We start from the raw sequence: 9,670 nt of genomic DNA on the forward strand, positions 1-9,670 counted from the left end.
CGCTCCCATGCTCAACCTCCCCGTTCACCGGAGCGTCCCCAAGTAGCGGACGTACGGCCGGTCTTCGGCACCGGAGAGGGTGACGGCGGCGCGCACCCCGTACACCTCGGCGATCAGCTCTTCGCTGAGCACGTCACGCGGCGTGCCACGGGCGACCACGCGGCCCTCGCGCAGGACGACGAGGGCGTCGCAGTACATCGCCGCGAGGTTGAGGTCGTGCAGCGCGACCACGCTGGTGAGCGGGAGGCCGGTGATCAGGGCGAGCAGGTCCAACTGGTGCTGGATGTCCAGGTGGTTGGTCGGCTCGTCCAGGAGGAGTTCGCGCGGTTGCTGGGCGAGCGCGCGGGCTATCTGCACCCGCTGCCGCTCACCGCCCGACAGGGTGTGCCAGGACTGCTCGGCGCGGTCGGCCAGGCCGGTGCGCTCCAGGGCGGTGCGGACGGCCTCCTCGTCGGCGGCCGAGGCGGGCGTCCATGCGCGGCGGTGCGGGGTGCGGCCGAGTCGTACGACATCGAGGACGCTCAACTCGACCTGGGTGTCCACCTGTTGTTCGACCACGGCGACGCGGCGGGCGATGTCGCGGCGGTGCAGCTCGGGCAGTGGGCTGCCGTCGAGGGTGACGACCCCCGAGGCCGGGGCGAGCACCCCGGCGAGCAGCCGCAGCAGAGTGGATTTCCCGGAGCCGTTGGGGCCGAGCAGACCGACCGTGGAGCCCTCGTCCGGGGCGAGGCTGACCCCGTCGAGGATGAGCCGCCCGTCGACCTCGCGCGAGACGCGGTCGGCGCGGAGCCCGGTGTCCCCGTGCCGCCCGAGATCCGTGACCTGCGGCCCGGAGTTCTTGATCTGCCCTGCGTCGGTGATCTGCCCTGCGTTCGCCGTTTGCTTGGCGTTCGTCGTTTGTCCGGCGTCCGTCGTCTGTCCGGAGTCCGTCATCGCGCGCTCCTGGACCGGTACAGCACCAGGACGAACGCGGGCACCCCGATCAGTGAGGTGACCACGCCCACCGGCACCTCCTGCGGGTCGAGGACCGTACGGGCCAGGGTGTCCACCCACACCAGGAACACCGCCCCGGCCAGCGCGGCGACCGGCAGCAGCCGGGCGTGGCCGGATCCGACCAGGGCGCGGGCCGCGTGCGGCAGGACCAGGCCGACGAAGCCGATCGCGCCGGCCGAGCTGACCAGGACGGCGGTGAGCAGAGCCGTGACGCTCAGCAGCACCAGCCGGGTGCGGGCGACGGACACGCCGAGCGCGGCGGCCGCGTCCTGCCCGAAGGCGAAGGCGTCGAGCGTGCGGGCGTACCCCGCGCAGACCAGCAGGGCGACGGCGAGCACGCAGGCGCCCACCCACACGTCCGTCCAGCCGGCGCCGCCGAGTGAGCCGAGCAGCCAGAACAGCACCCCGCGGGTGGTCTCGGCGTCGGCGGCGGTCATGACGACGAAGGAGGTGAGGGCGGAGAAGAGCTGCATGGCGGCGACGCCGGAGAGCACCACGCGGTCGGTGGTGCCGCCGAGCGTGTGGCTGAGCAGCAGGACGAGCGCGAAGGACAGGACCGCTCCGGCGAACGCGCCCGCGGACACCGACACGGCGCCGCCCCCGACGCCGAGGACGACCACGGCGACCGCGCCCGTCGACGCGCCGGACGACACCCCGAGCACGAACGGATCGGCGAGCGGGTTGCGCAGCAGGGACTGCATCACCGCGCCGCACACGGCGAGGCCCGCGCCGCACACGGCCGCGAGCAGCGTGCGCGGCAGCCGGAGCTGCCACACGATTCCGTTCCGGATCGGCGAGACGTCCGTGCTCCCCCACCCGAGGTGGGCCGCGACGACCGACCAGACGTCGCCGACCCGGATCTGCGCGGGTCCGATGGTGATCGCGACGGCGATGGACGCGCACAGCGCGGCGAGCCCGGCCGCCGTCGACAGCAGTCCCTTGACCGTCACCCCGCGAGCCCGAACCGGCGCAGTCCGGCGGCCACTTGCTCCACGCCCTCCACGGTGCGGATGGTCGGGTTCATGGCCTGGCCGCTGAGCAGGACGTAGCGCTTGTGCCGGACGGCGGACATGTTCTTGGTGACCGGGTCGGACTCCAGGAAGGCGATCTTCCGGGCGGCCGACTCGGCGGTCTGCGACTTGCGCGTGAGGTCGCCGATGACGAGCACGTCGGGGTCGCGGTCGGCGACCGTCTCCCAGTTGATCTGGGGCCACTCCTCGTGCGTAGCGCCGAAGGTGTTCTTCGCGCCGAGTGCGCGGGTGATGATGCCGGGGGCTCCGCAGCAGCCCGCCATGTAGGGCGACTGGGCGTTGGCGAACCAGTACAGGAGGGTGACGTCCGAGGCGTCGATTCCCGAAGTGGCCTTCGTCATGCGCTGCTTGAGCGAGGCGACGAGCCGATCGCCCCGCTTCTGCACCCCGAACACCTTGGCCAGGTCCCGTACTTCGCCGTAGACGGTGTCGATGGTCAGCGGCTGCTTGCGCGAGCCGTCCCCGTCACCGGAGTTGTCCTTGCCCGCGCAGTCGGACGGGGAGACGTAGGTGGGAACGCCGACCTTCTCGAGCTGGTCCCGGGTGGCCACGCCGCCCTTGCCCAGTGTGGAGACGAAGGAGGCGGCGACGAAGTCCGGTTCGGTGTCCAGGACCCGTTCGAAGGAGGGGTTGTTGTCGGCGAGCCGGGGCACCTCGGCGTTCGCCTTCTCCAGGCCCTTCATCACGGGGTCGGTCCAGGTGGCCGTCCCGGCCATCCGGTCGGCGAGCCCGAGCGAGAGCATGATCTCGGTGGTGCCCTGGTTGAGGGAGACGGCGTGGCGCGGCGGGGCCGCGACGCGGACGGTCCGGCCGCAGTTGTCGAGGGTGACGGCGGTCTTCGCCGAAGCGGTACCGGACGAGCCGGAACCGCAACCGGTCAGCAGCAGCGCGCCGGCGATCAGCGGGGCGGCACGGCGGGTCGTACGTGCGGTGGGCACGGGAGTGGGTCCCCAGTCGTCGAGGGCTCAAGCGCGGAGCCCGGTCGTACGGTCTCCCCGGCGGCACTCGACCGGCGGGGGCGCCAGCAGGTCTTCGGACTCGGGGTCACGCGAACGAGGCGCCTTCCCGGACTCTTCGTGGTCCAGTGGCCGATGCCCCGCCCGTCGCCCTCACCGCTGCGCGTCAGCTCCGGATTCGCACCGGATTCCCTGACCCACGTACATGGGTTCGACTGGCCTCGGAAAGTTATCACGGGGCGTGCCGGGAATCGCCTGCCGCCCTGGGCTGTTGCCACCCGCAGAGCCCCTTGCCCGGGGCGAGCCGCAGACGCACCGCAGTCGGAACCGCAGCCGCGGAGACAGAGGAGACACACCATGTACGGCGACCAGGAGACGGTCAGCAGGATCCTCTCGGAGCTCGGCGACACCTGGGCCGTCGTGGGCCTGTCCACCAACCGGGACCGCGCGGCCTACGGCGTCGCCGAGGTGCTGCGCCGGCACGGCAAGCGCGTCGTCCCGGTCCACCCGAAGGCCGAGACGGTCCACGGCGAGCAGGGCTACGCCTCCCTCGCCGACATACCCTTCGAGGTCGACGTCGTCGATGTCTTCGTCAACAGCGACCTGGCCGGCCCGGTGGCCGACGAAGCCGTGGAGATCGGCGCGAACGCCGTCTGGTTCCAGCTGGGGGTCGTCGACGAGCGGGCGTACGAGCGGACGCGCGCCGCGGGGCTGGACATGGTCATGGACCGCTGCCCGGCGATCGAGTACCGCCGACAGGGCATTTAGGGCATCCGAGGGGTGCCTCAACCGGCCGGTACGGAAACGTGGTTGACGGTTCACGAGGCACCCCGGTTTCCTGCTCGGATGCCCACGCTTCGCATCGAGCAGCCGACGGACGAAGCCGGTCTCACGGACTGGCAGTACGTCCACAACACGGTCATCCCGACCCACGTCCTGTCCCTCGACGACGTGCGGGAGCGAACCGGCCGCAACCGCATGGAGGTCGCCCGTCTCGGCGACGTCCTGGTCGGCTGCACGACGGTGCGTCCACCCGACGACGAGACGCCCGCGGCCACGGTGATCGCCCGCGTGCTCGCGCCGCACCGACGGCAGGGGCTCGGCGCGCAGCTGTACGCGCGCGCTCTGGAACAGGCGCGGGAACTGGGCACTGAGGCGATCGAGACGGTGGTCCTGGCCTCGAACGAGGACGGCCTGCGCTTCGCGCTCCGCAATGGATTCGTCGAGGTCGAACGCTATCTGCTGCCGGGCGACACCATCGAGTGGATCAGCCTGCGGCTGGCCTGAGCCTCAGCCCCGGCCGGCCGGCTCCTCGGCGAGGAACCCTTCGACCGCGTCGGAGAAGAAGTCCGGATCGTCGATCCACGGGAAGTGCCCGGCGCCCGGCTGGACGGTCATCCGCGCCACGGGGAACAGCCCCGCGATGTCGGCGGCGACGCGCGGCAGCGGACCGCTGTCCACCTCGCCCGCGAGCAGCAGCGCCCGTCCTTCCCATCCGGCGAGGGCGGCGAGCGCGGTGCGAGTTGCGTCCGGTGTGAAGGCGCCCGAGGACGCGTACAGGCTCGCTGCCTCCTCGTTGCTCTGCTCCGCGTCGGCCGCGGCGTGGGCCCGCGCGGCCTCGTCCCACCGCCCGTAGAAGAAGGGTGCGGCGGTGTCGTAGTCCGCGTCGGAGGCCGTGCCGGCCCAGGTCCTTTCGTAGGCACCCAAGGCCGCCTCGAACCACGGCTCACCCTTGCGCAGGGCGGCCGCTTCGAGGCGGTGCTCCACGGTGAAGTCGACGCCCAGGGCGCGCGCCCGGGCGGTGATCAGCGCCAGACTCCGCACGCGCCGCGGGTAGCGGGCCGTGTAGAGCAGCGCGAGGTCGCCTGCCGCCGAGTGGGCCAGCAGATCGACGCGCTCCAGCCCGAGGTGCACGCGCAGGGCCTCCACGTCGGCCACCTGACGATCGCAGCGGTACGTCGCCGGGTCCTCGGGTACGCCGGAATCGCCGGTGCCCCGCAGATCGAGCCGGATCAGTCGGCGTCGCCGGGCGAGCCCCCCGAGGTCGCCCAGATAGGCGGAGGCGCGCATCGGCCCGCCCGGCAGGCAGAGCAGCGGCTCGCCCTCACCGTCGAGGTGATAGGCGAGTTCGGTCCCGTCGGAGGCGGTGAAGCTGGGCATGCCGCCATCCTGACGACCTCCGGACGATCACGGCAAGCGGTTTGCGCGGCGTGCGGCAGGCGGCGCGCGGCAAAGGGCGCGAGGATCCGGTGACCGACACCCGGCACTCAGCGGCTGACGGCGGTCAGGTGCCGAGCCCCTCCAGCACCACCGCGCTGGGCAGCTCCGCAAAAGCCTTGCCCGGCACGAGCAGCTTCCCCCTGCGCCGCCCGCTTCCCACCAGTACATAGGCCAGGTCGACGACCGCGGAGTCCACCAACACGGGCCAGTCGCCCGGCAGTCCGAGGGGCGTGATGCCGCCGTACTCCATCCCGGTTTCCCCGGTCGCCGTGTCCATCGGTGCGAACGAGGCCTTGCGGGCGCCGAGTTGGCGGCGTACGGCGCCGTTGACATCGACGCGGGTACCGGAGAGGACCACGCACGCGGCCAGTGTCGTGTCGCCTCCGCGCTTGCCCGCGACCACCACGCAGTTGGCGGACTGGTCGAGGAGCTCCTGGCCGTAGTGCTCCAGGAAGACCGAGGTGTCGGCCCACTCCGGCTCGGTGTCGACGTACACGATCTGCTCGGCGGGGACGCTGCCGCGCCAGTGGCGTACGGCGTCGGCGACCGGGCGGGTGAGCCGGTCGAGGCATTCGGGTGCGGGTGTGGCGTGGTCGAAGTGTCCGATGGGTGCGCGCATGACCGCACGCTAACAGCCGCGCCGGCGCCTCCCGCTGGGCGTCTCAGCGGACGAGCGGCACCGACACCGTCATGATCATCTCGACCGGCTCGTCGCCCGAATTCCCGTACACATGAGGGGTGTTGGCCTCGAACGAGACGCTCGCGCCCGTCGGTACGAGGTGGTCCACGCCGTCGACGGTGAGGGTCAGTTCGCCCGTGGTGACGTGGACGAGTTCGACGGTGCCGTTGGGGTGGGGGTCGGAAGGGCTGTGGTCGCCGGGCATCAGCCGCCAGTCCCACATCTCCAGCGGGCCGGGGGCCTCGGTGCCGGCGAGGAGGCGGTTGTAGCTGCCCGCGTCGGTGTGCCACAGCCGTACGGCCTGGTCGGCCGGGACGATCCGGACCTTGGGGCCCTGCTCGTAGTCGAGGAGGGTGGTGATGCTGATGCCGAGCGCGTCGCCGATCTTGACGACGGTGCCGATGCTGGGGTTGGTCCTGGCCTGCTCGATCTGGATGAGCATGCCGCGGCTGACCCCGGCGCGGGCGGCGAGGGCATCCAGCGTGAAGCCCCGTTCCGTGCGCCAGCGTTTGACGTTGCGCGCCAGGGACTGGGTCAGCAGGTCGAGATCCGACACATTCCGTCCAATATTCTGGATGACAGAGTTCAATCGAGTGAACTATGGTGTGGTGCACCTGATTGTTCACTGAACTGTACTGCGAGGCACCTCATGACAGCACTCTTCGCCCTGGCCACCAGCCTCCTGTGGGGCCTGGCCGACTTCGGCGGAGGACTGCTGACCCGGCGCACCCCGGCGCTCACCGTGGTCGTCGTCTCGCAGACCATCGCGGCGGCCGTCCTCGGAGTGATCGTCGTCGCCACCGGCGGCTGGAGCGAGGCCGGTCCGCAGCTCTGGTTCGCGGTGGCCGCCGGTCTGGTCGGTCCGGTCGCGATGCTCGCCTTCTACAAGGCGCTCGCCCTCGGCCCGATGGGCGTCGTCTCGCCGCTCGGTTCCCTGGGCGTGGCCGTCCCGGTCGGCGTGGGTCTGGTGCTCGGCGAGCGCCCGGGGCTGATGCAGTTCGCGGGGATCGCGGTCGCCGTCGCGGGTGTCGTACTGGCGGGCGGCCCGCAGCTCAAGGGCGCCCCTGTGCAGCGGCAGGCGGTGCTGCTCACCTTGCTCGCGGCGTTCGGCTTCGGCGCGGTGATGTCGCTGATCGCGGAGGCCTCGACGACCGTCACCGGCCTGTTCCTGGCGCTCTTCGTGCAGCGCGTGACCAACGCGGTGGTGGGCGGCGGCGCGCTCTACGTCTCCGTGCGGCGCGGCGCCCCGGCCCTCCCCGAGGGCGGCTTCCCCTGGGGTTCCGTCCCCGCGCTCGCCTTCATCGGCCTCGCCGATGTCGCGGCGAACGGCACGTACTCGGTGGCCGCGCAGCACGGCCCGGTCACGGTGGCCGCCGTGCTCGCCTCGCTCTATCCGGTGGTCACGGCACTGGCCGCGCGCGGCTTCCTCAGTGAGCGGCTGCGCGGCATCCAGGCCGCGGGCGCGGGCCTCGCCCTGCTCGGCACGGTATTGCTCGCGACCGGCTGAGTCAGGACTCGGGGGCCGGCTCCGCGAGCCGGGAGACAGCTTCCTCGTCGAGCTCCGCGAGCCGGGCCGCGCTCTCCTCGTCCAGCTCCGACAGCGCGAGCAGCTGCTCCGGCGTGACCCCGTCCGGGATCGGCACCGGCGCCGGTGTCCGCAGCGGGGGCTGCCAGCCGGTCACCGCGTCCCAGTGCCGTACGACCCGGGCCGGCGCCCCCGCGACGACCGAGTGGTCGGGAACGACGCCCCGGACGACCGCCCCGGCGGCCACCACCACGTTCCGCCCGATCCGGGCCCCCGGAAGGATCACCGCGCCGGTGCCGATCCAGCAGCCCGGTCCGATCTCCACCGGCTCCATCCGCGGCCACTGCTTGCCGATGGGCACGTGCGGGTCGTCGTAGGAGTGGTTCGTGGACGTCACATAGACGTATGGGCCGAAGTAGCAGTCGCTGCCGATGGTGACCGACGTGTCGGCGATGACATGGCTGCCGCGGCCGAGGACGACTCCGTCACCGATGCGCAGGATCGGCTCGGGGCCGAGGTCGAGGTCGGGCATCAGTCCGGCCGTCAAAGTGACCTGTTCGGCGACGATGCAGTGGGAGCCGAGGTGGATCCACGGTTCACCGAAGACCGTGCCGAGCGGGAAGGCGAGCCTGGTACCTGTTCCCATGGCGCCGAAGCGGAGGCGTCCGGGGTGCTCGGCCGTGACCGCGCCCGTCCGCTGCGCCCAGGCCCAGCCCGCGTGGACGGCGCGCTGCGCGAGGCGCCGCCGCCATGATGAGAACGTGTTCCTGCTCTTGGGCACCCGCTCACGGTACTCAGCGTGACGTGGGTCGATGACGGCGGGCCGCTGTGATCTTCACCCCACCACGGCCGGGCGGCATGCAATACCGTGCCGTTGAACCCATGACGAGGAGACGGCAATGACGCACAAGGCGCTGATCACGGGCATCGGCGGCAAGGATCCGCAGGTGGATCAGGAGGCGTTCGCCGCCCCGACGTCCGTGGTGATCGGCGAGGTGACCCTGCACGCGGGCGCGAGCGTCTGGTACGGCGCGGTGCTGCGCGCCGACTGCGGTCCGATCGTCATCGGCGCCGACAGCAACATCCAGGACAACTGCACGCTGCACGTCGACCCGGGCTTCCCCATCTCGGTCGGGGCGCGCGTCTCCGTCGGGCACAACGCCGTCGTGCACGGCGCCACGGTCGAGGACGACTGCCTGATCGGCATGGGCGCCACCGTACTCAACGGCGCGGTGATCGGCGCCGGTTCACTGGTGGCCGCGCAGGCACTGGTGCCGCAGGGCATGCAGGTGCCCCCGGGCTCGCTCGTCGCGGGCGTACCCGCCAAGGTGAAGCGGCCACTGACGGACGAGGAGCGCGAGGGCATCTCGCTGAACGGCACGATGTACGCGGAGCTGGCGAAGGCCCACCGCGCGGTGCACGAGGAGCAGTGAGCGCCGGGTTCGGAACGGTCTCGGCGCCCACGCTGCTGTGACCGTCCGCAGGCAGCGCGTCGGCGGCGGACGGGCCGGTGACTCAGTCGGCTGCGGGCGCGGCGACGGGCTGCGGCTCGGCCGCCTCGCTCTCCGCCGTCACCTGCTTGGCCTTCCGCTTCACGACCAGCATGGAGACGAGCCCGATGAGGAGCGCCACCACCAGCCCCAGCCACGAGAAGCGCTTGAGCCAGGACTCGGCGACCACGCCGACGTAGTAGATGACCGCGGTGGTGCCGCCCGCCCAGATGATGCCGCCCAGGACGTTGGCGATCAGGAACTTCCAGTACGGCATCCGCAGCACACCGGCGAGCGGGCCCGCGAAGATCCGCAGCAGCGCGACGAAGCGGCCGAAGAAAACGGCCCACATGCCCCACTTCTGGAAGGAGCGCTCGGCGGTCGCGATGTGCCCCGCACTGAAGTGCTTGGGGAACTTGCCGCCGAGCCAGGCCAGCAGCGGGCGTCCGCCCTTGCGGCCGATGGCGTACCCGATCGAGTCGCCGACGATGGCACCCAGGCTGGCACAGGCGCCGAGGATCACCGGGTTGATGCCGGAGTGCTGCGAGGAGAGCAGCGCCGCCGAGACCAGGATGATCTCCCCGGGCAGCGGGATGCCCAGGCTCTCCAGACCGATGACCAGGCCCACCAGCGCGTAGATGCTGATCGCCGGCACCGTCTCCAGCCATTCCTGGACGTGCAAGGCCGCTTCCTCCCGTTGAGCTGTGCAGGAGCCGGGCGCGATCCGTGCACGCGCTGTGCGCCGACACGCGGAACATGATCGCCCGGCGTGCGCT

Annotated in this window: 12 protein-coding genes and 1 riboswitch; of the genes, 4 read left to right on the forward strand and 8 right to left on the reverse strand. The window is 71.7% G+C overall.

Translation table 11 applies throughout. The annotated features are described in order from the left end of the window. Nucleotides 1–24: 24 nt before the first annotated feature. Genes ABZS97_RS27085 through ABZS97_RS27095 form a run of 3 tightly spaced genes read right to left on the reverse strand, consistent with a single transcriptional unit; the run spans nt 25 to nt 2,962 of the window. Nucleotides 25–933, reverse strand: a complete 909-nt coding sequence (locus ABZS97_RS27085; RefSeq protein WP_356141467.1) for an ABC transporter ATP-binding protein — start codon at nt 931–933, stop codon at nt 25–27. After that, nucleotides 930–1,943, reverse strand: coding sequence for an iron chelate uptake ABC transporter family permease subunit (locus ABZS97_RS27090; protein ID WP_356141468.1), 1,014 nt, complete (start codon nt 1,941–1,943; stop codon nt 930–932). Before ABZS97_RS27090 ends, ABZS97_RS27085 begins: the two co-directional genes overlap by 4 nt. Then, the gene (locus tag ABZS97_RS27095) at nt 1,940–2,962 is read right to left on the reverse strand and encodes an ABC transporter substrate-binding protein (RefSeq protein WP_356141469.1); all 1,023 of its coding nucleotides are present in this window, start codon (nt 2,960–2,962) and stop codon (nt 1,940–1,942) included. The genes ABZS97_RS27090 and ABZS97_RS27095 overlap by 4 nt, the downstream gene beginning before the upstream one ends. Before the next feature lie 67 nt (nt 2,963–3,029). Continuing rightward, nucleotides 3,030–3,215, reverse strand: a riboswitch (cobalamin riboswitch). Nucleotides 3,216–3,337: 122 nt separating this feature from the next. Between ABZS97_RS27095 and ABZS97_RS27100 the strand changes: the two genes are divergently transcribed. Together ABZS97_RS27100 and ABZS97_RS27105 are read left to right on the forward strand one after the other, a co-directional pair. Next, on the forward strand, nt 3,338–3,748 hold the full coding sequence (locus tag ABZS97_RS27100) for a CoA-binding protein (RefSeq protein ID WP_356141471.1): 411 nt from the start codon (nt 3,338–3,340) through the stop codon (nt 3,746–3,748). A gap of 78 nt (nt 3,749–3,826) precedes the next feature. Continuing rightward, nucleotides 3,827–4,267, forward strand: a complete 441-nt coding sequence (locus tag ABZS97_RS27105; RefSeq protein WP_356141473.1) for a GNAT family N-acetyltransferase — start codon at nt 3,827–3,829, stop codon at nt 4,265–4,267. Between the two features lie 3 nt (nt 4,268–4,270). On the opposite strand, the gene ABZS97_RS27110 is transcribed toward ABZS97_RS27105, so the two are convergent. The 3 genes from ABZS97_RS27110 to ABZS97_RS27120 all read right to left on the reverse strand — a co-directional run bounded on the left by ABZS97_RS27110 (nt 4,271) and on the right by ABZS97_RS27120 (nt 6,435). Continuing rightward, the gene (locus ABZS97_RS27110) at nt 4,271–5,140 is read right to left on the reverse strand and encodes an alpha/beta hydrolase (RefSeq protein ID WP_356141475.1); all 870 of its coding nucleotides are present in this window, start codon (nt 5,138–5,140) and stop codon (nt 4,271–4,273) included. 124 nt (nt 5,141–5,264) lie between these two features. Then, nucleotides 5,265–5,819: a YbaK/EbsC family protein gene (locus tag ABZS97_RS27115; RefSeq protein WP_356141477.1), complete on the reverse strand. Its 555-nt coding sequence runs from the start codon at nt 5,817–5,819 to the stop codon at nt 5,265–5,267. 43 nt (nt 5,820–5,862) lie between these two features. After that, nucleotides 5,863–6,435, reverse strand: coding sequence for an XRE family transcriptional regulator (locus tag ABZS97_RS27120; RefSeq protein WP_356141479.1), 573 nt, complete (start codon nt 6,433–6,435; stop codon nt 5,863–5,865). A gap of 93 nt (nt 6,436–6,528) precedes the next feature. On the opposite strand from ABZS97_RS27120, the gene ABZS97_RS27125 reads away from it, so the two are divergent. Then, a complete protein-coding gene (locus ABZS97_RS27125) occupies nt 6,529–7,386 on the forward strand; it encodes an EamA family transporter (RefSeq protein ID WP_356141481.1) in 858 nt (285 codons plus the stop codon). Between the two features lies 1 nt (nt 7,387). Here ABZS97_RS27125 and ABZS97_RS27130 read toward each other — a convergent pair whose 3' ends face one another. Further along, nucleotides 7,388–8,185 (reverse strand): acyltransferase, encoded by a 798-nt coding sequence (locus ABZS97_RS27130; protein ID WP_356141483.1) that lies wholly within the window; start codon nt 8,183–8,185, stop codon nt 7,388–7,390. Between the two features lie 118 nt (nt 8,186–8,303). On the opposite strand from ABZS97_RS27130, the gene ABZS97_RS27135 reads away from it, so the two are divergent. Beyond that, nucleotides 8,304–8,837, forward strand: a complete 534-nt coding sequence (locus ABZS97_RS27135) for a gamma carbonic anhydrase family protein (RefSeq protein WP_356141486.1) — start codon at nt 8,304–8,306, stop codon at nt 8,835–8,837. Between the two features lie 82 nt (nt 8,838–8,919). Here ABZS97_RS27135 and ABZS97_RS27140 read toward each other — a convergent pair whose 3' ends face one another. Continuing rightward, nucleotides 8,920–9,576, reverse strand: a complete 657-nt coding sequence (locus tag ABZS97_RS27140; protein WP_356141488.1) for a DedA family protein — start codon at nt 9,574–9,576, stop codon at nt 8,920–8,922. Between the last annotated feature and the right edge of the window lie 94 nt (nt 9,577–9,670).

Source organism: Streptomyces sp. NPDC005485 (genome assembly GCF_040606085.1).
Classification (GTDB): Bacteria; Actinomycetota; Actinomycetes; order Streptomycetales; family Streptomycetaceae; genus Streptomyces.